Below are 24601 nucleotides of genomic sequence, written 5' to 3'. Positions count from 1 at the left end.
AACCGTTTGCTTTTGCGGGGCGGCGCATTAAAATGCCTGCTTTGCCGTATCTGGAAACGCCACACCATGAGCATGTCATCCTCCGAGCTTGATGCCGCACGCCAAACCGCCTCTGAACCCCGCGCCAGCGAACTGATTTATCGCCTCGAAGACCGCCCGCCGCTGCCGCAAACGCTGTTTGCCGCCGGCCAGCACCTGTTGGCGATGTTCGTTGCGGTGATCACTCCGGCGCTGCTGATCTGCCAGGCGCTGGGTCTGCCGGCGCAGGATACCCAACACATCATCAGCATGTCGCTGTTCGCTTCCGGTCTGGCTTCCATTCTGCAAATCAAAACCTGGGGGCCGGTGGGCTCCGGGCTGCTGTCGATTCAGGGCACCAGCTTCAACTTCGTTTCGCCATTGATCATGGGCGGCCTGGCGCTGAAAAACGGCGGCGCCGACGTGCCGACCATGATGGCCGCGCTGTTCGGCACCCTGATGGTCGCCTCCTGCACCGAAATTTTGCTGTCGCGCGTGCTGCATCTGGCGCGCCGCATCATCACCCCGCTGGTTTCCGGCATCGTGGTGATGATCATCGGCCTGTCGCTGATTCAGGTCGGCCTGACCTCGATCGGCGGCGGCTACGCCGCGATGAACGACCACAGCTTCGGCTCGCCGAAAAACCTGCTGCTGGCCGGCGCGGTGCTGGCGGTCATCATCCTGCTGAACCGCCAGCGCAACCCTTACCTGCGCGTGGCCTCGCTGGTGATCGCCATGGCGGTCGGCTACCTGCTGGCCTGGGCGATGGACATGCTGCCCGCCGACGCACCGGCGGCGCCAACGGCGGCGATTACCATTCCAACGCCGCTCTATTACGGCCTGGGCTTCGACTGGAACCTGTTGCTGCCGCTGATGCTGATCTTTATGGTCACCTCGCTGGAAACCATCGGCGACATCACCGCCACCTCTGACGTCTCCGAACAGCCGGTCAGCGGGCCGCTGTACATGAAGCGTCTGAAAGGGGGCGTACTGGCCAACGGCCTGAACTCGATGCTGTCGGCGGTGTTCAACACCTTCCCCAACTCCTGCTTCGGCCAGAACAACGGCGTGATCCAGCTGACCGGCGTCGCCAGCCGCTATGTCGGCTTCGTGGTGGCGCTGATGCTGATCGCACTGGGGCTGTTCCCGGCGGTGGCCGGCTTCGTGCAGCACATCCCCGAGCCGGTACTGGGCGGCGCGACCATCGTGATGTTCGGCACCATCGCCGCCTCCGGCGTGCGCATCGTGTCGCGCGAACGCCTGAACCGGCGCGCCATCATGATCATGGCGCTGTCGCTGGCCGTCGGCATGGGCGTCTCCCAGCAGCCGCTGATCCTGCAGTTCGCGCCGGACTGGCTGAAAACCCTGCTCTCTTCCGGTATCGCCGCCGGCGGCATTACCGCCATCGTGCTGAACCTGGTGTTCCCGCAGGAACACGAGAAAAAGTAACCCGCCCATTGGCGTTCAAACGGCCGCTTGCGGCCGTTTTTTATTGTCTATCAGACCATTGCCCTTGAGATGCCCGGCCAATTGCGGCATAAACAGGGTATCTTTTTTGACCGATGCGGATGTAGACGATGAAATTTATCGGAAAGCTGTTGCTGACGTTGCTGCTGCTGATCGTGCTGGCGGTGGTGGTGCTGTATCTGGTGGGGCAAACCCGCTGGGCGGCAGGCCGTCTGAGCGCCTGGATCAGCGACAACAGCGAATACCGCCTGTCGATAGGAAAAATCACCCACTCGTGGAATCAGCCGGGCCAGATCGGTCTGGAAGACGTGCAGTTGGCGCGCAGCGGCCAACCACAGGCGCTGGTCGCCAAACGCGTCGATCTCGGCCTCAGCCTGCGCCAAATCACCGAACCGCGCTATTTTTACAGCGTCACGCTGCGCGACGGCACGCTGAACGTGCAGCCACAGGCTGCTGCGCTGCCCGTACAGGCCGACGTGCTGCAACTGAGCAACATGGCGCTGCAGTCCAACGATAGCGAGTGGCAGCTCAACGCACAGCAGGTCAATGCCGGCATCACGCCGTGGCGCCCGCTGGCCGGCCATCTGCTGGGGGACAACAACCAGTTCCAGTTCAGCGCCGGTTCGATGACGCTGAACGGCATCCCCGCCTCGAAGGTGTTGGTGCAGGGGGAGCAAAAACAGGGCCAGCTGCTGTTGAACAACTTCGGCGCCGATCTGGCGCAGGGCGACCTGACCGGCGTGGCCAGCCGCGCCACCGACGGCAGCTGGCAGGTGGATCGCCTGCGGCTGAGCGGCGTGCGCATGCAGACCCCAATGACGTTGGCGGAATTCATGCGGCGCTTCACCGCTCTGCCGCCGGTCACCCTCAAGCGTTTCGATCTGATCGATGCGCGCCTGGAAGGCAAGGCGTGGGCGGTTAACGATCTCGACCTGTCGCTGCAAAACGTCAGCGTCGAAAAAGGCGACTGGCGCAGTGAAGACGGCTCGCTCAACTTCAACGCCGGCGACGTGGTCAACGGCGGTTTCCACCTGATCGATCCGATCGCCACCCTGCGGCTCTCCTCCGCCGGCATCGCCATTCAGCAGTTCACCACCCGCTGGGAAGGCGGGCTGCTGCGCACCTCCGGCAACTGGCTGCGCGCCGGCAAACGCCTGCAGCTGGATGAAGTGGCTATGGCGGCGCTGGAGTACACCCTGCCTATCGACTGGCGCGAGCTGTGGCTGAAACCGCTGCCGGACTGGCTGGCGGAGGTGTATGTCACCAAGCTGACCACCAACCGCAATCTGATTATCGATATCAACCCGGCATTCCCGTTCCAGATCACCGCGCTGGACGGTTACGGCAGCAACCTGCTGCTGGCGCGCGACCACCAGTGGGGCATTTGGTCCGGTTCGCTGAACCTGAACGGCAGCGAGGCCACCTTCAACAAAATCGACGTGCGGCGCCCTTCGCTGGCGCTGAACGCCGACGCCAACCAGATCGCCGTCACCGAGCTCAGCGCCTTTATGCCCAATGGGTTGCTTGAGGCCAAAGCGACCGTCGATCAGCTGCCGGGCAAGCCGTTCCAGCTGACGCTGCACGGCCGTTCGGTACCGATCAACACCTTGCAGCAATGGGGATGGCAGCCGGTGCCGCTGACGGGAGACGGCAACCTCGAGCTGCAGTTGAAAGGGCTGTTGAACAGCGACGGGCCGTTCAAGGCCTCATTGAAAGGCAATCTGCAGGCCACCGCCGGCGACGGCCAAGCGGTGAACCAACAACTGCCGTAGTGCACTGGGCGGCCCGCCCTCAGGGCAGGGCCGCCGCCTTACTCCTCCAGCGCTTCAGAGCCGCCCTGATCCAACGGCACATCCGGCTCGGCCGGCAACACCATATAGGTGCCTTCGAACACTGCGCCCTTGTCCTCGTCACCGAACAGATGGACTTCGGCGTGTACGCGCGCGCGGCGGCCACGCGCCAGACGCGCCAAATCGCCGCTCAGCGAGCCGAGGTCCGCCACCGCCCGCGGCCTGCCGGTAATCGGTTTGCTGTAGCGAATGTGCGCGTCCGCCAGAATGATGGTGCCGCCCAGATGGCGCTCGCGCAGCAGCAGCCAAATCAGCCCCCAGGCGGTCAGCGTCGCCAGTGAGAACAGGCTGCCGGCAAACAGCGTATGGTGCGGATTCTGGTTGCCGATCTCCGGCATGGTGGTGACGAAACGCTGGCCGGTGTATTGGCTGATGCGCACCCCCATCTTTTCGCTCAGCGGGATGTGTTCATACCAGGCCTGCTGCAATTGGCCGCACCAGTCGGGACGATGCAGGATATCGTCCAGCGTCGCCACCGGTTTGATCATCAAGAAGTGACGGATCGGAGTGGTCTGCGGCGCGGTGATCTCGCCCTGATTGACGAAACCCAGTTTGGCGAAAAAATCCACCGCGTCTTCACGGGCGCTGCACACCACCCGCTTCACGCCTTCCTGCCGCGCGACGGACTCCAGCGTCATCGCCACCAGCGTCCCCAGCCCTTTATCCTGCAGCGTCGGATCTACCGCCAGAAAACGGATCGCCGCCTCGTTGTCGGCATTGATGTACAGCCGCCCGATGGCGACGATTTTACCGGCCTCGTCCACCACCATTTGGTGATGGGCCATGGCGTCATAGGCATCCTTTTCCGAACCCACCGGCTGGTGCAGCGGCTTGCGCAGCATTTCCCAGCGAAACTGGTAATACTCCTTCAGTTCTTGCTCTGTTACGGGTACTCGTAGGTGATACATAGACGCCTGTTCTCCGAATGCTTAGACCTGTAGCCAGAATGTCACCGGACCATCGTTGACCAGCGCCACCTGCATGTCGGCGGCGAACTCGCCGGTCTGGGTCTCTACGCCGCGTTCGCGGCACTGGCCAACAAAATATTGATACAACCGATCGGCGACCAAAGGCGCGGCGCCGCGCGAGAAGCTGGGCCGCATGCCCTTCTGGGTATCCGCCGCCAGGGTGAACTGCGAAACGACCAGTACGCTGCCCCCGGCCTGCTGGACGTTGAGGTTCATCTTGTCGTTCTCGTCGCCGAATATGCGGTATCCCAACACGCGTTCGCACAGGCGCTGCGCTTTTTGCTCGTTATCGCCCTGCTCCACGCCCAATAACACTAACAAACCGGGACCGATTTTGCCTACCGTCTCGCCACCCACCGTGACGCTGGCGTTTAACACCCGTTGAATCAACGCAATCATTCCTGCTGCCCTTCTGGTTTTGGTTCCTGTTGCTCCACCTTCTGCCGGCGGTAGTCGCGGTATTCGCCGATGGTCACGGTGATTTCCGCGCCGAGTAACACGATACACCAGCTCCAGTAGACCCACAGGAATAAAATCGGGATCACCGCCAGCACGCCGTAAATCAGCTGATAGGAGGGGAACATGGTGACGTACAGCGCGAATCCCTTCTTGCCCAGCTCGAACAGCAATCCGGCCACCACCGCGCCAATCAGCGCGTCTTTGGGCGGCACGCGCACCGTCGGCACGATGCAATACAGCAGCCAGAAGGAGATGCACGACAAAATCAGCGGGAAGATGCGCAGCACCTGATCCACCAGGCCATTGACGCCGGTCTGCGCCAGCCAGTTGAGCGACAGCAGGTAGGAACTGATGGCCATGCTGGCGCCCACCAGCAGCGGTCCCAGCGTCAGCACCATCCAGTACACGGCGAAGGAGAAGACGATCGGCCGTTTGTTCTTGCTGCGCCAGATGGTGTTCAGCACGCTGTCCACCGAGGAGATCAACAGCAACGCGGTAACGATCAGCCCGCAGGTGCCGACGGCGGTCATCTTGTTGGAATTGGCGACGAACTGTTCCAGGTAGTTCTGGATCACGTTGCCGGCGGCCGGCACGAAATTGGAAAATATAAAGCTCTTCAGCTGTTCGCTGATGTCGGAAAACATCGGGAAAGCGGCGAACAGGGCGAACACTACGGTGACCAGCGGCACCAGCGACAGCAGGGAGACGTAGGCGAGATGGCCCGCCAACATCGTCAGGCCATCGTGGTCGATGCGTTGGTACAGCAGCCGTCCGAAGGTGACGCTGGGCTTAATCGCAGAAGGCAGCTTCTTGCGGCGGAAAAACGACATGGTCACTCCTTGATGTCCGTTGATACGCCTTAAGCTTAACGCGCCCAGCGCTCATTGAGCAAAATAGGCCGGCACCACGTCGCGATCGGTGACGTGCACCGTCTTGATCCCCAGCGCCTGCGCGGCGAGGACGTTCGCCGGGTGATCGTCAAAGAACACCGCGTCGGCGGCGGCGGTGTTTTCCGCAGCCAACACATGCCGGTAGATGTCAGCTTCAGGTTTGCGCATGCCGAGATCTTGCGACAAATAGAGATGATCGGCGGCGGCGGCCACTTCAGGATAGTGCTGCGGCCAGTAATTGCAGTGCAGACGGTTGGTGTTCGACAGCACCACCACCCGGTGACCTTCGTTGCGCAGGCGCTGCATGATGTCGATCACCTCCGGGCGCAGCGCGACGAATACCGCCTGCCAACCGGTGGCGAACTGCTCAAAGCTAAGCGCGATGCCCATTTCATCGCACAGCTTGCCGGCGAAGTCTTCGTCGCTGATTTCACCGCGCTCATGCTGCTGGAACACCTCACCCATGGTGAAACGATCGGACAACACCGCCAACGGCGTGCCGCTCAAATTGCTCCACACGCCCAGCACACGCTTGAAATCGATATCGACGATCACATTACCTAAATCAAAGATATACAGCATAGTCCTCTCCTGATGGGCCGGTGAGATTTCACTGTAGCGGGAAAAGGAACAGCTGAACAGGGAGCGAACGGAAAAGCGCATAGCGCGCCGCACAAACGGGGAACAACAGAGGAAAAAACTCAGGGCGCGAGAGCCGCGCCCTAAGCATGAGACACTCAATCAGCGATTAAGCGTCTTTTGGACCGCGGCTGGCACGCTTACGATCGTTTTCCGTCAGGTGACGCTTACGGATACGGATCGAGGTCGGCGTCACTTCTACCAGTTCGTCGTCATCGATGAACTCCAGAGCTTGCTCCAGGGTCATTTTGATGGCCGGAACCAGGGTAGTCGCTTCGTCGGTACCGGAAGCACGCATGTTGGTCAGCTTCTTACCGGTCAGGCAGTTTACGGTCAGGTCGTTGGAACGTGAGTGAATACCGATGATCTGGCCTTCATACACTTCTGCACCGTGGCCCAGGAACAGCTTGCCGCGATCCTGCAGGCCGAACAGCGCGAACGCAACCGCTTTGCCCTGGCCGTTGGAGATCAGCACGCCGTTCTGACGCTGGCCCACTTCGCCCGGACGCACGTCGTCGTAGTGGCTGAAGGTGGAGTACAGCAGACCGGTACCCGAAGTCATGGTCATGAATTCGTTACGGAAGCCGATCAGACCGCGGCTTGGGATCACGTAGTCGAGACGCACGCGGCCCTTACCGTCCGGATCCATGTTTTTCAGGTCGGCTTTACGCTCACCCATCGCCTGCATCACGGAACCCTGATGCTGCTCTTCGATATCCAGCGTCACGTTCTCGAATGGCTCCTGCTTACGGCCATCGATTTCGCGGAAGATAACTTTCGGACGGGAAACCGCCAGCTCGAAACCTTCACGGCGCATGTTTTCGATCAGCACCGACAGGTGCAGCTCGCCACGACCGGATACGCGGAAGGCGTCCGCATCGTCGGTTTCTTCAACGCGCAGCGCCACGTTGTGCACCAGCTCTTTGTTCAGACGGTCAAGGATCTGACGCGACGTCACGTACTTACCTTCTTTACCGCAGAACGGCGAGGTGTTGACGTTGAAGAACATGGTTACGGTCGGTTCGTCGACGGACAGCGCCGGCAGCGCTTCTACGGCGTTGGTGTCGCAGATGGTGTCGGAGATGTTCAGCTCGCCCAGGCCGGTGATGGCGATGATGTCGCCCGCTTCCGCCAGGGTGCTGTCGATACGCTCCAGACCCAGGTGACCCAACACTTTACCCACTTTACCGTTGCGAGTTTTGCCTTCGCTGTCGATGATGGTGACCTGCTGGTTCGGCTTCACTTTACCGCGCTTGATGCGGCCGATGCCGATAACGCCCAGGTAGTTGTTGTAGTCCAACTGGGAGATCTGCATCTGGAATGGCGCTTCCAGCTCAACCTGCGGCGCAGACACGTGGTCGACGATCGCCTGATACAGCGGGGTCATGTCTTCCGCCATGTCGGTGTGGTCGACACCGGCGATGCCGTTCAGCGCAGAAGCGTAGATGATCGGGAAGTCGAGCTGCTCGTCGGTCGCGTCGAGGTTCACGAACAGGTCGAACACCTGATCCACAACCCAGTCAGGGCGCGCGCCAGGGCGGTCAACCTTGTTGATGACCACGATCGGCTTCAGACCGTTGGCGAAAGCCTTCTTGGTCACGAAGCGGGTTTGCGGCATAGGGCCATCCATTGCATCCACAACCAGCAGCACCGAGTCAACCATCGACATCACGCGCTCTACCTCACCGCCGAAGTCGGCGTGTCCAGGGGTATCCACGATGTTGATACGGTAACCGTTCCAATTAATGGCGGTGTTTTTTGCGAGGATGGTAATCCCACGCTCTTTCTCCAAATCGTTGGAGTCCATTACGCGTTCGGTGGCTTCCGCACGCTCTCCGAAAGTACCGGATTGTTGCAGCAGCTTATCAACCAGGGTGGTTTTACCATGGTCAACGTGGGCAATAATGGCGATGTTACGCAAATTTTCGATCACAGCTTTGCCTCGGGCATTAGAAATAGCGCGCTATTGTACACGTATTAAGCGAGGGACTAAACAAGATCACAACCATCTCTTATAAACAACCGCGTACCGGTCAGTTTGTGATCCCTTTCACGGTGCAAAAAGCCGCAATCGTTGCACTTTTGCACCATTTCAGTGCCCAACCCCACCCCTTTTGCACCATAACAGTGCAAACTATCGCTAATGGTGCATACTGTGTCTGGGTAAAACCCGCGCAGAAAGGCGATGAAAGCCTTTTTAAAAAGTTGGCACGCTTTTCGCTTTAGTCTTTTCAAGGCGAAAAAAAGCCAGTTCCACAGATTCGTTCCACGACGACGACAATGATAAACCGGGAGAGTTAAGTATGTCCGCTGAACACGTTTTGACGATGCTGAATGAGCATGAAGTGAAATTCGTAGACCTGCGTTTCACTGACACCAAGGGTAAGGAACAGCACGTGACTATCCCGGCTCATCAGGTAAACGCCGACTTCTTCGAAGAAGGCAAAATGTTTGACGGCTCCTCTATCGGTGGTTGGAAGGGCATCAACGAATCTGACATGGTACTGATGCCGGACGCCAGCACGGCGGTTCTGGATCCGTTCTTCGAAGAACCTACGCTGATCATTCGCTGCGACATTCTCGAGCCGGGCACCATGCAAGGCTACGATCGCGACCCGCGCTCCATCTCCAAACGCGCCGAAGACTTCCTGCGCTCCTCCGGTATCGCGGACACCGTGCTGTTCGGGCCAGAGCCTGAATTCTTCCTGTTCGACGACATCCGCTTCGGCAGCAGCATCCGCGGTTCCCACGTGGCCATCGACGACATCGAAGGCGCCTGGAACTCCGGCACAAAATACGACGGCGGCAACAAAGGCCACCGTCCGGCGGTGAAAGGCGGTTACTTCCCGGTTCCACCGGTCGACTCTTCGCAGGATCTGCGTTCCACCATGTGTCTGACCATGGAAGAGATGGGCCTGGTGGTTGAAGCGCACCACCACGAAGTGGCGACCGCCGGTCAGAACGAAGTGGCAACCCGCTTCAACACCATGACCAAGAAAGCCGACGAAATTCAGATCTACAAATACGTGGTGCACAACGTGGCGCACGCCTTCGGCAAAACCGCGACCTTCATGCCAAAACCCATGTTCGGCGACAACGGTTCCGGCATGCACTGCCACATGTCGCTGTCCAAGAACGGCACCAACCTGTTCGCCGGCGACAAATACGGCGGCCTGTCTGAAACCGCGCTGTTCTACATCGGCGGCATCATCAAGCACGCCAAAGCGATCAACGCCCTGGCCAACCCGACCACCAACTCGTACAAACGTCTGGTGCCGGGCTACGAAGCGCCGGTGATGCTGGCCTACTCCGCCCGTAACCGCTCCGCGTCTATCCGCATCCCGGTGGTCGCCAGCCCGAAAGCGCGCCGCATCGAAGCCCGCTTCCCGGATCCGGCGGCTAACCCATACCTGTGCTTCGCCGCACTGCTGATGGCCGGCCTGGACGGCATCATCAACAAGATCCACCCTGGCGACGCCATGGACAAAAACCTGTACGACCTGCCGCCGGAAGAAGAAGCCGAGATCCCAAAAGTGGCCGGCTCGCTGGACGAGGCGATGGCCGCACTGAACGAAGACCGCGAGTTCCTGACCCGCGGCGGCGTGTTCACCGACGATGCGATCGATGCCTACATCGAACTGCGCAAAGAAGAGATGGACCGCGTTCGCATGACGCCACACCCGGTCGAGTTCGAACTGTACTACAGCGTCTAAGCCCTACCCGCGCCGTCTGCAAAGGCGGACGGCGCCCACAATTTTTGTTATCGCTTTTTTGTTGCCGTGGAAACTTTCAGCCCATCTTCGGATGGGTTTTTTTCTCCACCGTATTTTCTGCAAAACTATTCCATACCGCGTCGATCCCGGATGGAGTAGGATAGATGCACTAAAAAGGTGCAGGAGTCTGCTGTATGGCAACTGGCAAGCTGCCCGATGCTGGGCAGATCCTCAATTCACTCATCAACAGCATCCTGCTGTTGGATGACTCACTGGCGGTTCACTACGCCAACCCTGCGGCACAGCAGCTGCTGGCGCAAAGCTCCCGCAAGCTGTTCGGCACGCCGCTGCCCGATCTGCTCGGCTATTTTTCGCTGAACGTCTCTTTGATGCATGAAAGTCTGCGCGCCGGTCAGGGCTTCACCGACAACGAAGTGACCCTGGTGGTCGATGGCCGCGCGCATATTCTTTCCCTGACCGCTCAGGCGCTGCCGGAAGGCTATATCCTGGTCGAGCTGGCGCCGATGGACAATCAGCGCCGCCTGAGCCAGGAACAGCTGCAGCATGCCCAACAGGTGGCCGCCCGCGATCTGGTACGCGGTTTGGCGCACGAGATTAAAAACCCGCTGGGCGGCCTGCGGGGCGCGGCGCAGCTGCTGGCCAAAGCGCTGCCCGATCCGGCGCTGACCGAATACACCAAGGTGATCATTGAGCAGGCCGATCGGCTGCGCAATCTGGTGGATCGTCTGCTCGGGCCGCAGCGCCCCGGTCAGCACATCACCCAGAGCATCCATCAGGTCGCGGAGCGCGTCTGCCAGCTGGTGTCGCTGGAAATGCCGGATAACGTCACGCTGGTGCGCGACTACGATCCCAGCCTGCCGGAAATGGCCCACGACCCGGATCAGATAGAACAGGTGCTGCTGAACATCACCCGCAATGCGCTGCAGGCCTTGGGCGAGGCGGGCGGCACCATTACGCTGCGCACCCGCACCGCGTTTCAGATAACGTTGCACGGCACCCGCTATCGCCTGGCGGCGCGTATCGATGTCGAAGACGACGGCCCCGGCGTGCCGGCGCAGCTGCAGGACACGCTGTTCTACCCGATGGTCAGCGGCCGTGAAGGCGGTACCGGCCTGGGATTATCCATCGCCCGCAATCTGATCGATCAGCATTGCGGAAAAATTGAGTTCAACAGTTGGCCAGGTCATACCGAATTCTCGGTCTACCTGCCCATTCGTCAGTGAGGTTTGCAATGCAACGAGGGATAGTCTGGATCGTCGATGACGATAGCTCCATCCGCTGGGTGCTTGAGCGCGCGCTCACCGGCGCGGGCATGAGCTGCGCCACCTTCGAAGGCGGCAATGACGTGCTGGAAGCCTTGGCCACGCAAACTCCCGACGTGTTGCTGTCCGACATCCGCATGCCGGGCATCGATGGTCTGGCGCTGCTCAAGCAGATCAAACAGCGCCACCCGATGCTGCCGGTGATCATCATGACCGCGCATTCGGATTTGGACGCGGCCGTCAGCGCCTATCAGCAAGGGGCCTTCGACTACCTGCCGAAACCGTTCGACATCGACGAAGCGGTGGCGCTGGTCGAGCGCGCCATCAGCCATTATCAAGAGCAGCAGCAGCCGGTGCGCAGCCAGCCGGCCAGCGATCCGGCGGCGGACATCATCGGCGAAGCGCCGGCGATGCAGGACGTGTTTCGCATCATCGGCCGGCTCTCGCGTTCGTCGATCAGCGTGCTGATCAACGGCGAATCCGGCACCGGTAAAGAGCTGGTGGCACATGCGCTGCACCGCCACAGCCCGCGCGCCAAATCACCGTTCATCGCCCTGAATATGGCCGCTATTCCCAAGGATCTGATCGAGTCCGAGCTGTTCGGCCACGAGAAAGGCGCCTTCACCGGCGCTAACCAAATCCGTCAGGGGCGCTTTGAACAGGCCGACGGCGGCACGCTGTTCCTCGACGAGATCGGCGATATGCCGCTCGACGTGCAAACGCGCCTGCTGCGGGTGCTGGCGGACGGCCAGTTCTACCGGGTCGGCGGCTATGCGCCGGTGAAGGTCGACGTACGCATCATCGCCGCCACGCACCAGAACCTGGAGCTGCGGGTACAGGAAGGCAAGTTCCGCGAGGATCTGTTCCACCGCCTGAACGTGATCCGCGTACACCTGCCGCCGCTGCGCGAACGCCGTGAAGACATCCCGCGGCTGGCGCGCCACTTCCTGCAGATCGCCGCCAAGGAGCTGGGCGTCGAGGCCAAGAACCTGCATCCGGAAACCGAAACCGCGCTGACCCGCCTGCCCTGGCCGGGCAACGTGCGCCAGCTGGAGAACACCTGCCGCTGGCTGACGGTGATGGCCGCCGGGCAAGAGGTGCTGATTCAGGATCTGCCGGGCGAACTGTTCGAAACCGCCGCGCCGGAAAGCCCCAGCCACAGTCTGCCGGACAGCTGGGCCACGCTGCTGGCGCAGTGGGCCGATCGCGCGCTGCGTTCCGGTCATCAAAATCTGCTTTCGGAAGCACAGCCGGAAATGGAGCGCACGCTGCTCACCACCGCCCTGCGCCACACCCAAGGGCACAAACAGGAAGCCGCGCGCCTGCTGGGCTGGGGGCGCAATACCCTCACCCGCAAGCTTAAAGAGCTGGGCATGGAATAGGAACGGGGTGGATGATGAAAAACGCAGTCCGGCGCACAAAAAAACGCCAACCTCAGGCTTTACAGCCGGTGCGGGCGCAGTATGATCGTGTCGCACACTCTGGAGGTTGACGATGCTGGACTCATTCATCGCATTCATTTCTCAGGGCGCGGAGCTGGGCTCCGCCGCCAGCCACACCCCGCAGGCGGCGGTTGCCGCGGTGTTGTGCGCCGCGCTGATTAACTTCTTCAGTTAAAAAAACAGCCGCATCAGCGGCTGTTTTTTCATCCTCAGATCACCCGAGAGAACTGCTGGCTGCGCGCCTGTTGCCGCAGATAGCGGTCAAAACACATGCAGATATTGCGGATCAGCAAGCGCCCGCGCGGCGTCACGCGAATGCCCTGCTCGTCGCGCTCCACCAGCCCATCGCGTTCAAACGGCGCCAGCAGCTGCAGGTCTTCGGCGAAGTAAGCGGTGAAATCGATGCCGTATTGCCGTTCGAGCGGCTGATACGCCAATCGGAAGTTGCAGATCAGCGTTTTGATCAGATCGCGCCGCAGGCAATCGTCGTCCGTCAGCGCCAGCCCGCGCCACAGGGCGTTGCCCTGCGCCGGTACGCTGTCATAGTAACGCTTCAGCTCTTTCTGGTTCTGCGCATAGCTGTCGCCGAGCATGCTGATGGCCGACACGCCCAACCCCAGCAGATCGCTGTCACCCTGGGTGGTATACCCCTGGAAATTGCGGTGCAGCTTGCCTTCGCGTTGCGCAATCGCCAGCTCATCGTCCGGGCGTGCAAAGTGATCCATGCCGATGAACTGATAGCCGGCGTCAGTCAGGAACGCGATGCTCTGCTGCAGGATATCCAGCTTCTGCTGCGCGCTGGGCAGATCGGCGTCTTTGATTTTGCGCTGGGCGGCGAATAAATTCGGCATATGCGCGTAGTTGAACACGCTGAGGCGATCGGGATTCAGTTCAGCCACCCGCTGCAGCGTGAAGGCGAAGCTTTCCGGCGTCTGTTTCGGCAGGCCGTAGATCAGATCGATATTGGTCGAGCGGAAGCCCAGCGCTTTGGCCCGCTCGATCAGGGCGAAAATGAAGGCTTCATCCTGCTCGCGGTTGACCAACTGCTGCACCTGCTTGTTGAAATCCTGCACCCCCATGCTCAAACGGTTAAAGCCTTCGGCGCGTAAATGATCGAGCACATCCAGCGCTATCTCGCGCGGATCGACTTCGATCGACATCTCCGCATCGGGCAGAAAATCAAAATGTTCGCGCAGCAGCGCCACCAGCCGGCTGATTTGCGCCTTGTCCAGGTAGGTTGGCGTACCGCCGCCCCAGTGCATCTGGCCAACCTTGCGGCCGGCGAACAGCGGCGCACGGCTGGCGATCTCTTGCGCCAAAACGTTCAGGTATTCGTCGGCCTTGTGCGTCTGGCGCGTCACCAGCTTGTTGCAGCCGCAGAAGTAGCACAGCTTATGGCAGAAAGGGATATGCACATACAGCGACAGCGGGCGCTCAGGGTAGCGCACCGCGGCGCGTTGAAACGCCGCTTCGTCGTAGCGCTGGTTAAACTCGAGCGCCGTGGGGTATGAGGTATAACGCGGCCCTGAGTAGTTATATTTTTGGATCAGGGCCAAATCCCAGACAATCGTCTGCTCTGACATGCTCACTCCTTCCGATATCTTTTTCTACCGGGCCGGGAGAGAGGCGGTTGTCTGCGCTGTCTGGCCACGGAAGCGCTGCGAAAACGCGCTTTGCGCTTAGACAGCCGCCATAGTTTACCGAATAACCACAGCAGATAACACATCAAGAGTAGGGCTATTGTCGGGATCAGCCACATGGCGCGTTAAAAAGCGTCCTTCGGGTTGCCGCCTTTCAGCAGCTTCAGAATATCTTCCTGCTTCTCTTCTTCTTCCTCATCGTCTTCATCGCCCAGCTCGATGCCCAGCACGTCCATCAGCACATCGATGCGATCCAACGTCTTGTCGACATACGCCTGCTCTTGCGCGTTCAGCGTTTCGCCATCGTCGATGCGATCCAGCAGCGCGTTCAGGCGTTCGTCATTTTCCAGCTTCGCCAGCTCTTCTTCCGGCGACAGGCGCGGTTTCGCTTCGGCCTTTGGCTTCGGTTGCGGTTTAGCCTTCACTTTGGTTTCATCGACCACCAGCGCAACCGGCACTTTACTGCCGATACGCGGATCTTTGGCTTCCGCCGCCGATTTGTTTTTCTGGCTGCCGGACTCGACCTGAGTGCGTGAACCGGAAGCGTGGCCGCGGCGTTTTTTCAGGCGTTTGCGCTCGCGCGCTTCCTGATCGAGCTCCATACGGCTTTTCTTTTTCGTTTTTGACTTCGCCGCGCTGCCGCGAGGTGCTTTTGATGGCTGGTTCATAGCGTGTGCTCTTAGGTATGTAGATTCAGTATAGAATTGCGGCGGAATCTAGCAGAAAGCGGACAAAGAAAAAAGGCGGCAGGTTAAACCTGCCGCCTATTTCGCACCTTCTTGCGAAGGGTATTCCTGTTACGCGCTCCTTGCGTACATGCAACATCCCGGTTTTTCCTTCTGCTATAACCGCATTCCCTGCCACTACGTCCTTCATCCTGAAAGGAAAATCGTCCATGGCGCAATCCATTCGCATCCGCTCTTCCCGAGCGCGCTTCCTGCGGGCATCCAAACTGCCGATACTTCACCATCCGATGTGCCTGCCGCCTATTCCGGTGCGAAAGGGTCACTTCCTTTTGCGTTCATCCTGGCACTCATTGCACGCCCTGTGCATTCCCTGAGATTTGTCATCCTTCCCGGATGTTCCCTAATCCTGCGCAACCCTGCGTTAACGAGTACTTTACGTTATTGTTGCGAAGGCTCAAGGCACCTGACGCCGATTTGACTGACATTTCCACACAACGAAAAAACAACATGTTGTTTTTAAAATAAAAACAGAAATATTACTTTCGAATAAAGCGACATTACCCGCGATTCGAATGGCAAATGTCTCACAACGTACGGTCGGCTTAACTGTTGTTTTATCGCGCCCCGCCGCTTAAAAACGGAGAAACACGCCATTTTTACCGCTGATGCAGTTATAATCGCCAACCAGTTAGCCATCCTCACGGAGACGAAAAATTTTGACCAGCAAGAACTACAACTATCATGTGACCCATTTCGTCACCAGCGCACCCGATATTCGCCATCTTCCGGGGGATGCAGGAATTGAAGTCGCCTTTGCCGGCCGTTCCAACGCCGGTAAATCCAGCGCGCTGAATACGCTGACCAACCAAAAAAGCCTGGCGCGCACCAGTAAGACGCCGGGGCGCACCCAGCTGATCAACCTGTTCGAAGTGGAAGACGGCATTCGTCTGGTCGACCTGCCGGGTTATGGCTACGCCGAAGTGCCGGAAGAAATGAAGCGCAAATGGCAACGCGCGCTGGGCGAATACCTGCAGATGCGCAACAGCCTGAAAGGGCTGGTGGTGCTGATGGATATCCGCCATCCGCTGAAAGATCTCGACCAGCAGATGATCCAGTGGGCGGTCGACGTCGGCACGCCGGTGCTGGTGTTGCTGACCAAGGCCGACAAGCTGGCCTCCGGCGCACGCAAGGCGCAGCTCAACATGGTGCGTGAAGCGGTGCTGCCGTTTATGGGGGATATCCAGGTCGAAGCCTTTTCCTCGCTGAAAAAGATCGGCGTCGACAAGCTGCGCCAGAAACTGGACACCTGGTTTAACGAGATCCCGCCGGAAGTGCTACCGGAAGAGGACATCGGCGAATAAGCCCTGATCGCACGTTTGAGCCGATGCCTCGCCGCATCGGCTTTTTTATGCCCGCAGATCGGCCGCTGGCGGGATTTTTCGTTATCTAATTACATTTTTGAAATAAAGCCATCATAAAGACTTATCGCCAAAACGGGCTTGTCTCGCCGAATTACGCGGATTGAGGGAGCGGAAGCTGAAATGAAAAGCGGGGCCGAGCGATAGGAAAAACGTATGGTTTGCTGCTGTTTTTACAATAAAAAACGCCCCAGTCAATACTGACTGGGGCGGCTAAATATTCAGCCAAATCCGATTACGTGAAGTAAAAGGTCTGAAAGATAGAACATCTTACCTCTGTACCCTACGCCTGTAACTCTACATCATTTTTTCGCAGGGCAAAAGAATTTTTTGTAGTTTACTTACACAATTTGAGACGCAAGAACGGCGAAGTTGAGGAAACTATCGCCGCATCTTGTAGCTTAATTACGAAAAGTGCTTAGCTTCTCGCCAGTTAGCGCATACGGTGATAACCCGGCGATCAGTGCGCTTCATCCCAGTTCATGCCGACGCCCACATCGACCTTCAGCGGCACCGCCAGCGTCATGCTGCCTTCCATCAGTTGGCGGATACGTTGGCTGGCTTCGTCGATCACCGACTCGTGCACCTCGAACACCAATTCATCGTGCACCTGCATGATCGCGCGCACCAACGGTTTCTCCGGCCCTTGCAGCCAGGCGTCGACCTCGATCATCGCACGCTTGATGATATCGGCCGCCGTGCCCTGCATCGGGGCGTTGATGGCGGCGCGCTCGGCCGCCTTGCGGCGCATGGCGTTGCTGGAGCGGACGTCCGGCAGATACAGACGGCGGCCGTCCAGCGTGCTGACATAGCCCTGCTCGGAAGCCTGCTGACGGGTGCGCTCCATGTAATCCAGCACGCCCGGGTAACGCTCAAAGTAGAGATCCATATAGCGCTGGGCTTCCCCACGCGGGATCCCCAGCTGACGCGCCAGGCCGAAGGCGCTCATACCGTAAATCAAACCAAAGTTAATCGCCTTGGCGCTGCGGCGCTGCTCGCCGGTCACTTTATCCAACGGCACGCCGAAAACTTCCGACGCCGTGGCGCGGTGAATGTCTTTCCCTTCGGCGAAGGCCTTCAGCAGCCCTTCATCCTGAGACAGATGCGCCATGATGCGCAGTTCGATCTGCGAGTAGTCGGCCGCGACAATGCGGTAGCCTTCCGGCGCAATAAAGGCCTGGCGAATGCGCCGCCCTTCTTCGTTGCGCACCGGGATATTCTGCAGGTTCGGATCGCTCGAGGAGAGGCGGCCGGTGGCAGTCACCGCCTGATGGTACGAGGTATGCACCCGGCCGCTGACCGGATTGATCATCAGCGGCAGCTTGTCGGTATAGGTGGTCTTCAGCTTCGCCAGGCCGCGGTATTCCAGGATCACCTTCGGCAGCGGGTAGTCGAGCGCCAGCTCGGCCAGCACCTCTTCGTTGGTGGACGGCGCCCCGCCCGGGGTTTTCTTCAGCACCGGCAGCTTTTGTTTTTCGTACAGGATCGCCTGCAGCTGCTTGGTCGACGCCAGGTTGAACGGCTCTTCCGCCAGCTCGTGGGCCTGCGCCTCCAACTCTGCCAGACGCTTGGCCAACTCCTGGGAGTGGGCCGATAAAATGGCCGGATCGATCAGCACCCCGGTGCGTTCGATATGCGACAGCACCGGCAGCAGCGGCATTTCAATCTCATTGAACACCGTCAGCAGTTCCGCGCTCTGTTTCAGCTGCGGCCACATCGCCAGATGCAGCTGCAGCGTGACATCGGCGTCTTCGGCAGCGTATGGCGCCGCCTGCTCCAGCGCGATCTGATTGAACGTCAGCTGGTTCTTGCCCTTGCCGGCGATCTCTTCGAAGGTGATGGTCTTGTGGCCAAGATAACGATCGGCCAGGCTGTCCATATCATGACGGCCGCCGACGCTGTCCAGCACATAGGACTCCAGCATGGTGTCGTAGGCGATGCCGCGCATCTCGATGCCGTAACGCGCCAGCAGGCTCATATCGAACTTCAGGTTTTGCCCGACCTTGAGCGCTTTCTCGTCTTCCAGCAGCGGCTTGAGCGCCTCCAGCACATAAGCGCGATCCAGCTGCGCCGGCGCATCCAGGTAATCGTGCGCCACCGGCAAATAAGCCGCTTCGCCCGGCGCGATCGCGAAGGACAGGCCGATCAGGTTGGCGGTCAGGGTATCCAGACCGTCGGTTTCGGTATCGAAGGCAAACACGTCGGCCTTTTTCAGCCGCGTCAGCCAGTCGGTAAAGGTCGCTTCATCCAGGATAGTGACATATCCGTCCTGGGACAGCTTGGCTTCCGCCAAGGCTTTCGGCGCTTCCGCGGCGGCTGCCGGTTTGGCGCCCGCGCCTTTTTTGTTTTCCAGCCAGACGCCGGCTTCTACGTCCGCCAGCCAGCGTTTGAACTCGTACTGTTTGAACAGCTGTTGCAGCGTATCGACATCCGGCTCGGAGACCGTCAGTTCCGCGCAGGTCAGATCCAGCTCGACGTCAGTTTTGATCGTCGCCAGCTTATAGGAGAGGTACGCGACCTCTTTATTCTGTTCCAGCTTGGCCGCCATGGTTTTGGCGCCGCGGAAGCTCAGCGTGGCGATGTTATCCAGATTGCCGTACAGCGCATCCAGGCCGCCGATCCCCTGCAGCAACGCCTGGGCGGTTTTCTCGCCCACGCCCGGCACGCCGGGAATGTTGTCCGATGAATCGCCCATCAGCGCCAGGAAGTCGATGATCAGCTCCGGCGGAATGCCGTACTTGTCGCACACTTCCTGCGGGCCGAGGATCGTGTTGTTCATGGTGTTGATCAGGGTGACGTTCGGCGTCACCAGCTGCGCCATGTCTTTGTCGCCGGTGCTGATAAGCACCGCATGGCCGGCCTTTTCGGCCTCCAGCGCCAGCGTACCGATGACGTCATCCGCCTCTACGCCGGGTGTCACCAGCAGCGGCAGGCCCATCGCCTTGACCATGCTGTGCAGCGGCTCGATCTGCGCGCGCAGATCGTCCGGCATCGGCGGCCGGTGTGATTTGTATTCAGCGAACAGATCATCGCGGAAGGTTTTCCCTTTGGCATCAAACACCACGGCAACGTGGCTCGGTTGATACTGCAGCAGCAGGCTGCGCAGCATATTCAGCACGCCGTACATCGCGCCGGTCGGCTCGCCCGCCGAGTTGGTCAGCGGCGGGAAGGCGTGATAAGCGCGGTAGAGGTAGGAGGAACCGTCAACCAGGATTAGTGGGTTTTCTGCAATCTGGGCCATAGCGTTTCTTTATCGTGATCGGACATAGAGGTAAGCATGCCATAGCTGGCCGCCGGAGACGAACCTTAGCGTGCATTGCGGACGAAAATGATGTGATTGTATGCGAGGATCCGCAAGATCTTACCTGTGGATAACTTTGTGCATAGAAAAGAGACCGAATTATAACGCTGCGATTATCGTTATAACGGCGAATAAAATTCCCATTTAAATCACCGCGTTAAAAGAAAGAATTCCGGCGACGCTTTATTATTGGCTTTCATTGGATTTGTGGATATAACTTTCGCCAGATTTTAATCGCACTATTAATCAAATTCGGCGCCTCAATTACCATAGCACAAGCTGGACAAGTTGCACGAAAACTCAGCAAATGGTTATCCGATGAGACGAAAAACAGTGATTTTTAGCGGCGCTTTACCCCGGCGATTTCTGTTAAAATGCGTTTTTGTTCATGCGCTTTGGCATGCAACGATGTTCTCACCAACCGTCAGCCCATAATCATGCCGAGATTGTTAACGCCTGTTATCTTTATCATTTCCGTCATACTTACCATTCTGGTGACGGTGTTATGCTCCATTCCCATCACGCTGGCCGGCATCGTGAAACTCGTGGTGCCCATTCCCGCCGTTTGGCGATATATCTCGGCTTTCGCCGATTTCATGATGTGGTGTTGGTGCCAAGGGCTGGCGCTGTTATTGCGCATTAACGGGCAATTGCGTTGGGATATTGAAGGGCTGGAAGGGTTGGATCGCAAAAACTGGTATCTGCTGATCAGCAACCACGAAAGTTGGTCAGACATTGTCGTGTTATGCGTGCTGTTCAGAAATCATATTCCAATGAATAAGTATTTTCTCAAGCAGCAGCTCGCTTGGGTGCCGTTTGTCGGCCTGGCCTGCTGGGCGCTGGATATGCCATTCATGAAGCGTTACTCCCGCGCCTATTTGCTCAAGCACCCGGAAAAACGCGGCAAGGATATCGAAACGACGCGCCGTTCCTGCGAAAAATTCCGCCAGCGCCCAACCACCATCGTCAATTTCGTCGAAGGTTCACGCTTCACCGAAGCCAAGAAAATTAAAAGCAATTCGCCGTATCGCAATTTGCTGGCGCCCAAAGCTGCCGGCATCGCGTTTACCCTTAGCGCGCTGGGCAATCAGTTCGACAAAGTGTTAAACGTTACTCTGCTCTATCCGGAAAATAACCAGCGGCCCTTTCTGGATATGCTGTGCGGCCGGCTGACGCGTATCGTGGTGAGAATAGAGACGCTACCGATCGATGAAACCCTGCACGGTGATTATTTCAACGACAAACAGTTCAAGCGGCGCTTCCAGCTGTGGCTGAATACGCTGTGGCAGGAAAAAGACCGGTTGCTGGATAAATTGAAGCGGCAATACGGATAAAAAAACGCCGGCGATGCCGGCGTTTTTCATGTTGAATCAGGCTTATTTCTGCTGGCTGAGGAATTTAACCACATCGGCGAACTGCTTCACGTAAGCGTCCATCGAGCTGGTGTCCAGGCCATCGTTTTTAACCATGTATTTGCCGTTGACGAATACCGCCGGCACGCCGCGCAGCTGCAGATCTTCTGCGGCTTTCTCCTGTTGAACCACCAGAGATTTCACCACGAAGCTGTTCCAGGCCGCGTCATAATCTGCGGCGGTTACGCCCGCTTTCACGAAGACGTTACGGATATCGTCCGGCGTTTGCACGGTCTGGGTTTTCTGCACCGCTTCAAACATCAGCGGGCTTACTTTGTCTTCCACGCCCAGCGCCATCGCCACCGCCCACGCCTGAGTCAGCTGTTTGCCCAACGGCCCCAGGAACTCCACGTGGTACTTGGTCATTTTGGTACCGGCAGGCAACGCTTTTTTCACGTTCTCGGACACGTGATAGACCTGCTCAAACTGGTAGCAGTGTGGGCAGTAAAAGGAGAAGAACTCCAACACCTGCGGCTCACCGGTCACCGGTTTGTCCAGAGTCACGTACTGAGTGCCATCGCTAAACTGTGCCGCCGAGGCGCTGAATGCCATCACCATGCCAACGAGCGCCAACCATATTTTTTTCATAAGACTAAACTCTCCATTGTGTTAAAGCTTCAATACATTGGCGTCAGCTGCAGAGGAGGCTCCTGCAACAGCTTAACCTGTTCATTAAACGCCGCAGTCTGAGACAACCAGAAATCAGACTCCGCCATCCACGGAAAACTCTTAGGGAAGGCCGGATCCTGCCAACGGCGAGCGACCCAGGCCAGGTAATACACCATGCGCATCGCCCGCAGTGGCTCAATTAACGCCAGCTCGCGCTGATCGAACTCGGCAAATTCGCCGTACGCCTCCAGCAAAACGTCCAGCTGCATCAGTTGGTCACGACGTTCGCCGTGCAGCAGCATCCACAAATCCTGCACCGCAGGGCCGTTGCGCGCATCATCAAGATCGACGAACAGCGGGCCATCGCGCCACAGAATATTGCCCGGATGGCAATCACCGTGCAAACGCCGCGGCTGCCAGTTCAGATGCCAGTGTCGCTTGATCGCCGCAATCAGGTTATCCGTCGCCTGCAGGAAGGCATCACGCTGAGCTGCCGGCAACAGCTCGCAATCGGCCAGCGCCTGACGCGGGGCGACAAGATACTCTTCAATCCCCATGGTTGGGCGCTCGGCAAACAAACGCTCGCCGCCGACCTGATGGATACGCCCCAGAAAACGGCCTACCCATTCCAGCTGATCCAGATTGTCTATTTCGTATTGCCGGCCCCCCACGCTGGGGAACAGGGCAAAGAAAAAGCCGCCGTGCGTATGCAGCGTAGCACCTTGCAGCGCCAACGGCGCCACCGCCGGGATCTCCGCGCCGGCCAGATCCAGAGCGAACTGATGTTCCTCACCGATTTGTGCGGCGCTCCAGCGCTCCGGGCGGTAAAACTTCACCACATAACGCCGGCGATCCTCGTCCATAAACTGATAGACGCGGTTCTCGTAGCTGTTCAGCGCCGTCAGGCCGGAATCGACGCGCAGGCCAACTCCTTCTAGCGCGTCCATAATCAAATCGGGCGACAGGGTTTCGAAATTAAAAGCAGAGTTATTCATAACGTTCGTTTGATCGCTGACAGCACGGTGCCGGGAATGAGAAATAGTAGCATTAATGGCGCATTTCACGCGCTATGCTTTCTCGCACCGCACGAGGATCAGTCCTTGATAACGCCACGAGCGCGCAGCAGCGCCGTTTTAAAATCTTCTTCGTAATCTTTCTTCAGGCCCGGGATCTGATCCGTGCCGGCGCTACCGCGCATTTTCAGATGGTAAATGAGAATATCGTCGCTCAACTCGGACAACTCGCCCTGGAAGCCCGCTTCCTTCGCCAGCTTTTGCAAAAACTGCATCAAATTGAGATCGGGATCTTCCTGCCAGGCCGGGTGCAACAGCTCGATCAACTCGTTTACGCGATGCGTTTTCATCTCAATATCGTCCAATAGCATGAATAAACTCACAAAGTAACAGGCTTACCCACGCAGTGAAAGAACCGGCTTGTCAATAAAGGTAAATCCTGATGTCACGCCGGCTTTAGCGCTACAATCAGCGCATCGACAAGGCGGGATAAACGAGATGCATAAAGAAATCAGCGGCGTCATTTTGGCCGGCGGGCGGGCCACGCGCATGGGCGGTGAAGACAAAGGCCTGGTGTCGATTGGCGGGATCGCACTCTATCAACACGTATTGGCTCGGTTACGCCCGCAGGTGGCTTCCGTCGCCATCAGCGCCAATCGCAATCAGGCACGTTACCAGGCGAGCGGTTTGCCGGTGATTGGCGATCTGACGCCCAATTTCGCCGGGCCGCTGGCCGGCATGCTGGCCGGGCTCAAACAGGCTCCCAGCGAATGGGTGGTCTTCGTCCCTTGTGATGTCCCTGACTTTCCCGCCGACTTAGTCGCTCAGCTATGGCAGCAAAAAGGCGCGGCGCAGGCGGCCTTTGCCAGCGATGGTGAACGAGATCATCCCACGCTGGCGTTACTGCATAACCAAATAGCGCCGCAGCTGGCCTACTATCTGGCGCGCGGTGAACGCAAACTGATGCTGTTCTTGCATCAAATTGGCGCACAACGCGTAGTGTTCAGCGGGCGGCAAGCGGCATTTCATAACCTGAATACGCCTGCTGACTGCCTAAATTGGCAACAAACCCGAGAGCTCAAAAAATGAATCGTTCATTGCCTCCCTTGCTGGCCATCGGCGCCTACAGCGGAACGGGGAAAACGACCCTGCTCAAACAGCTGATCCCGTTGCTGAAACAACGCCAGGTAAGGATTGGACTGATCAAACATACGCATCACGACATGGATGTGGATACGCCGGGTAAAGACAGCTATGAGCTGCGTAAAGCAGGCGCCGAGCAAACACTGGTCGCCAGCGATCGCCGCTGGGCATTAATGACCGAAACGCCGGAGCAACGACCTTTGGATCTGCGCTATCTGGCTGGGCGCTTTGACGCCGATAAGGTCGACTTGATTCTGGTGGAAGGGTTCAAACATGAGCCGGTCAGCAAGATCCTGCTTTATCGGGCCGAGATCGGCAGGCCGTTGGAAGATATGCTGGATCAGTTTGTCGTCGCGGTAGCCAGCGATCGACCGCTATCCATTTCGGCTAAGCAGCTGGATCTCTATCAACCGGAAAGCATCGCCGACTTTATTGTCGAGTGGTTGAAAGGCGCAGCGTAGCTGCGCTTTTTTACGTTTTACGCACAGCAAAAAGCCCTGAACGTCAGTTCAGGGCTTTCGGCTTTATTTGATGCCTGGCAGTGTCCTACTCTCGCATGGGGAGACCCCACACTACCATCGGCGCTACGGCGTTTCACTTCTGAGTTCGGCATGGGGTCAGGTGGGACCACCGCGCTATTGCCGCCAGGC

The 24601-nt window shown here is 58.5% G+C and carries 21 protein-coding genes and 1 rRNA gene; 10 read left to right on the top strand and 12 right to left on the bottom strand.

Annotated features, from left to right (window positions below):
• Window positions 1-66: 66 nt before the first annotated feature.
• Together J9788_RS23070 and J9788_RS23065 are read left to right on the top strand one after the other, a co-directional pair.
• Window positions 67-1467, top strand: coding sequence for an NCS2 family protein (locus J9788_RS23070; RefSeq protein ID WP_033645176.1), 1401 nt, complete (start codon window positions 67-69; stop codon window positions 1465-1467).
• A gap of 128 nt (window positions 1468-1595) precedes the next feature.
• Window positions 1596-3257 (top strand): AsmA family protein, encoded by a 1662-nt coding sequence (locus J9788_RS23065; RefSeq protein WP_033652263.1) that lies wholly within the window; start codon window positions 1596-1598, stop codon window positions 3255-3257.
• Window positions 3258-3295: 38 nt separating this feature from the next.
• On the opposite strand, the gene fabY is transcribed toward J9788_RS23065, so the two are convergent.
• The 5 genes from fabY to typA all read right to left on the bottom strand — a co-directional run bounded on the left by fabY (window position 3296) and on the right by typA (window position 8224).
• Window positions 3296-4243, bottom strand: coding sequence for a fatty acid biosynthesis protein FabY (gene fabY, locus J9788_RS23060; protein WP_004931235.1), 948 nt, complete (start codon window positions 4241-4243; stop codon window positions 3296-3298).
• Window positions 4244-4264: 21 nt separating this feature from the next.
• Entirely contained in the window at window positions 4265-4702 is a 438-nt protein-coding gene (gene dtd, locus J9788_RS23055; RefSeq protein WP_016929644.1) for a D-aminoacyl-tRNA deacylase, read from the bottom strand.
• The gene (locus J9788_RS23050; RefSeq protein WP_182265763.1) at window positions 4699-5592 is read right to left on the bottom strand and encodes a virulence factor BrkB family protein; all 894 of its coding nucleotides are present in this window, start codon (window positions 5590-5592) and stop codon (window positions 4699-4701) included. The genes dtd and J9788_RS23050 overlap by 4 nt, the downstream gene beginning before the upstream one ends.
• A 51-nt stretch (window positions 5593-5643) precedes the next feature.
• Window positions 5644-6234 (bottom strand): glucose-1-phosphatase, encoded by a 591-nt coding sequence (yihX, locus tag J9788_RS23045; RefSeq protein ID WP_033645174.1) that lies wholly within the window; start codon window positions 6232-6234, stop codon window positions 5644-5646.
• A gap of 166 nt (window positions 6235-6400) precedes the next feature.
• Window positions 6401-8224, bottom strand: a complete 1824-nt coding sequence (gene typA / locus J9788_RS23040) for a ribosome-dependent GTPase TypA (RefSeq protein ID WP_004931243.1) — start codon at window positions 8222-8224, stop codon at window positions 6401-6403.
• 370 nt (window positions 8225-8594) lie between these two features.
• Here typA and glnA point away from each other — a divergent pair, with 370 nt between their 5' ends.
• From glnA to J9788_RS23020, 4 genes are all read left to right on the top strand, one after another.
• Window positions 8595-10004 carry a glutamate--ammonia ligase gene (gene glnA, locus J9788_RS23035; RefSeq protein ID WP_025304715.1) on the top strand — a complete coding sequence of 470 codons (1410 nt, stop codon included), beginning with the start codon at window positions 8595-8597 and terminating at the stop codon, window positions 10002-10004.
• Between the two features lie 194 nt (window positions 10005-10198).
• The gene (gene glnL, locus J9788_RS23030) at window positions 10199-11248 is read left to right on the top strand and encodes a nitrogen regulation protein NR(II) (RefSeq protein ID WP_046897370.1); all 1050 of its coding nucleotides are present in this window, start codon (window positions 10199-10201) and stop codon (window positions 11246-11248) included.
• 8 nt (window positions 11249-11256) lie between these two features.
• Window positions 11257-12669: a nitrogen regulation protein NR(I) gene (gene glnG, locus J9788_RS23025; RefSeq protein WP_094142235.1), complete on the top strand. Its 1413-nt coding sequence runs from the start codon at window positions 11257-11259 to the stop codon at window positions 12667-12669.
• Between the two features lie 112 nt (window positions 12670-12781).
• Window positions 12782-12904, top strand: a complete 123-nt coding sequence (locus tag J9788_RS23020; protein ID WP_004931250.1) for a YshB family small membrane protein — start codon at window positions 12782-12784, stop codon at window positions 12902-12904.
• A 34-nt stretch (window positions 12905-12938) separates the two neighbouring features.
• On the opposite strand, the gene hemN is transcribed toward J9788_RS23020, so the two are convergent.
• Both hemN and yihI read right to left on the bottom strand, forming a co-directional pair.
• On the bottom strand, window positions 12939-14312 hold the full coding sequence (gene hemN, locus J9788_RS23015; protein ID WP_182265764.1) for an oxygen-independent coproporphyrinogen III oxidase: 1374 nt from the start codon (window positions 14310-14312) through the stop codon (window positions 12939-12941).
• Between the two features lie 182 nt (window positions 14313-14494).
• A complete protein-coding gene (gene yihI / locus J9788_RS23010; protein ID WP_015379455.1) occupies window positions 14495-15037 on the bottom strand; it encodes a Der GTPase-activating protein YihI in 543 nt (180 codons plus the stop codon).
• A 734-nt stretch (window positions 15038-15771) separates the two neighbouring features.
• Here yihI and yihA point away from each other — a divergent pair.
• Window positions 15772-16416, top strand: coding sequence for a ribosome biogenesis GTP-binding protein YihA/YsxC (gene yihA / locus J9788_RS23005; RefSeq protein ID WP_004931258.1), 645 nt, complete (start codon window positions 15772-15774; stop codon window positions 16414-16416).
• 517 nt (window positions 16417-16933) lie between these two features.
• On the opposite strand, the gene polA is transcribed toward yihA, so the two are convergent.
• Window positions 16934-19714 (bottom strand): DNA polymerase I, encoded by a 2781-nt coding sequence (gene polA, locus J9788_RS23000; RefSeq protein WP_182265765.1) that lies wholly within the window; start codon window positions 19712-19714, stop codon window positions 16934-16936.
• A gap of 497 nt (window positions 19715-20211) precedes the next feature.
• Between polA and J9788_RS22995 the strand changes: the two genes are divergently transcribed.
• Window positions 20212-21108, top strand: a complete 897-nt coding sequence (locus J9788_RS22995) for an acyltransferase (protein ID WP_033645170.1) — start codon at window positions 20212-20214, stop codon at window positions 21106-21108.
• A 42-nt stretch (window positions 21109-21150) separates the two neighbouring features.
• On the opposite strand, the gene dsbA is transcribed toward J9788_RS22995, so the two are convergent.
• The 3 genes from dsbA to J9788_RS22980 all read right to left on the bottom strand — a co-directional run bounded on the left by dsbA (window position 21151) and on the right by J9788_RS22980 (window position 23158).
• Window positions 21151-21774 (bottom strand): thiol:disulfide interchange protein DsbA, encoded by a 624-nt coding sequence (gene dsbA, locus J9788_RS22990; protein ID WP_025304721.1) that lies wholly within the window; start codon window positions 21772-21774, stop codon window positions 21151-21153.
• Window positions 21775-21803: 29 nt separating this feature from the next.
• Complete coding sequence (locus tag J9788_RS22985) at window positions 21804-22790, bottom strand: serine/threonine protein kinase (protein WP_182265766.1); 987 nt, start codon at window positions 22788-22790, stop codon at window positions 21804-21806.
• Window positions 22791-22888: 98 nt separating this feature from the next.
• Window positions 22889-23158, bottom strand: a complete 270-nt coding sequence (locus J9788_RS22980; protein ID WP_004931268.1) for a YihD family protein — start codon at window positions 23156-23158, stop codon at window positions 22889-22891.
• 148 nt (window positions 23159-23306) lie between these two features.
• Here J9788_RS22980 and mobA point away from each other — a divergent pair, with 148 nt between their 5' ends.
• The gene (gene mobA / locus J9788_RS22975) at window positions 23307-23897 is read left to right on the top strand and encodes a molybdenum cofactor guanylyltransferase MobA (RefSeq protein ID WP_182265767.1); all 591 of its coding nucleotides are present in this window, start codon (window positions 23307-23309) and stop codon (window positions 23895-23897) included.
• Window positions 23894-24412, top strand: coding sequence for a molybdopterin-guanine dinucleotide biosynthesis protein MobB (mobB, locus tag J9788_RS22970; RefSeq protein ID WP_046897363.1), 519 nt, complete (start codon window positions 23894-23896; stop codon window positions 24410-24412). The genes mobA and mobB overlap by 4 nt, the downstream gene beginning before the upstream one ends.
• A gap of 72 nt (window positions 24413-24484) precedes the next feature.
• Here the strand turns inward: mobB and rrf are convergent.
• A 5S ribosomal RNA gene (rrf, locus tag J9788_RS22965) occupies window positions 24485-24600 on the bottom strand.
• Between the last annotated feature and the right edge of the window lies 1 nt (window position 24601).

Origin of the sequence: Serratia sp. X10, from assembly GCF_017811775.1 — a bacterium.
Taxonomy (GTDB): Bacteria; Pseudomonadota; Gammaproteobacteria; order Enterobacterales; family Enterobacteriaceae; genus Serratia; species Serratia ureilytica.
The sequence above is the reverse complement of the archived record's forward strand: the minus strand, read 5'-3'. Positions and strand labels throughout refer to the sequence as shown.

Excerpts from the sequence above, each read along its gene's own strand:
- glnL (WP_046897370.1), top strand. The coding sequence starts at position 10,199 with ATGGCAACTGGCAAGCTGCCCGATGCTGGGCAGATCCTCAATTCACTC.
- glnG (WP_094142235.1), top strand. The coding sequence starts at position 11,257 with ATGCAACGAGGGATAGTCTGGATCGTCGATGACGATAGCTCCATCCGC.
- yihI (WP_015379455.1), bottom strand. The coding sequence starts at position 15,037 with ATGAACCAGCCATCAAAAGCACCTCGCGGCAGCGCGGCGAAGTCAAAA.
- dsbA (WP_025304721.1), bottom strand. The coding sequence starts at position 21,774 with ATGAAAAAAATATGGTTGGCGCTCGTTGGCATGGTGATGGCATTCAGC.
- polA (WP_182265765.1), bottom strand. The coding sequence starts at position 19,714 with ATGGCCCAGATTGCAGAAAACCCACTAATCCTGGTTGACGGTTCCTCC.
- yihX (WP_033645174.1), bottom strand. The coding sequence starts at position 6,234 with ATGCTGTATATCTTTGATTTAGGTAATGTGATCGTCGATATCGATTTC.
- fabY (WP_004931235.1), bottom strand. The coding sequence starts at position 4,243 with ATGTATCACCTACGAGTACCCGTAACAGAGCAAGAACTGAAGGAGTAT.
- J9788_RS22985 (WP_182265766.1), bottom strand. The coding sequence starts at position 22,790 with ATGAATAACTCTGCTTTTAATTTCGAAACCCTGTCGCCCGATTTGATT.
- J9788_RS22980 (WP_004931268.1), bottom strand. The coding sequence starts at position 23,158 with ATGAAAACGCATCGCGTAAACGAGTTGATCGAGCTGTTGCACCCGGCC.
- J9788_RS23065 (WP_033652263.1), top strand. The coding sequence starts at position 1,596 with ATGAAATTTATCGGAAAGCTGTTGCTGACGTTGCTGCTGCTGATCGTG.
- dtd (WP_016929644.1), bottom strand. The coding sequence starts at position 4,702 with ATGATTGCGTTGATTCAACGGGTGTTAAACGCCAGCGTCACGGTGGGT.
- mobB (WP_046897363.1), top strand. The coding sequence starts at position 23,894 with ATGAATCGTTCATTGCCTCCCTTGCTGGCCATCGGCGCCTACAGCGGA.
- J9788_RS22995 (WP_033645170.1), top strand. The coding sequence starts at position 20,212 with ATGCCGAGATTGTTAACGCCTGTTATCTTTATCATTTCCGTCATACTT.
- mobA (WP_182265767.1), top strand. The coding sequence starts at position 23,307 with ATGCATAAAGAAATCAGCGGCGTCATTTTGGCCGGCGGGCGGGCCACG.
- J9788_RS23070 (WP_033645176.1), top strand. The coding sequence starts at position 67 with ATGAGCATGTCATCCTCCGAGCTTGATGCCGCACGCCAAACCGCCTCT.
- J9788_RS23050 (WP_182265763.1), bottom strand. The coding sequence starts at position 5,592 with ATGTCGTTTTTCCGCCGCAAGAAGCTGCCTTCTGCGATTAAGCCCAGC.
- hemN (WP_182265764.1), bottom strand. The coding sequence starts at position 14,312 with ATGTCAGAGCAGACGATTGTCTGGGATTTGGCCCTGATCCAAAAATAT.
- J9788_RS23020 (WP_004931250.1), top strand. The coding sequence starts at position 12,782 with ATGCTGGACTCATTCATCGCATTCATTTCTCAGGGCGCGGAGCTGGGC.
- glnA (WP_025304715.1), top strand. The coding sequence starts at position 8,595 with ATGTCCGCTGAACACGTTTTGACGATGCTGAATGAGCATGAAGTGAAA.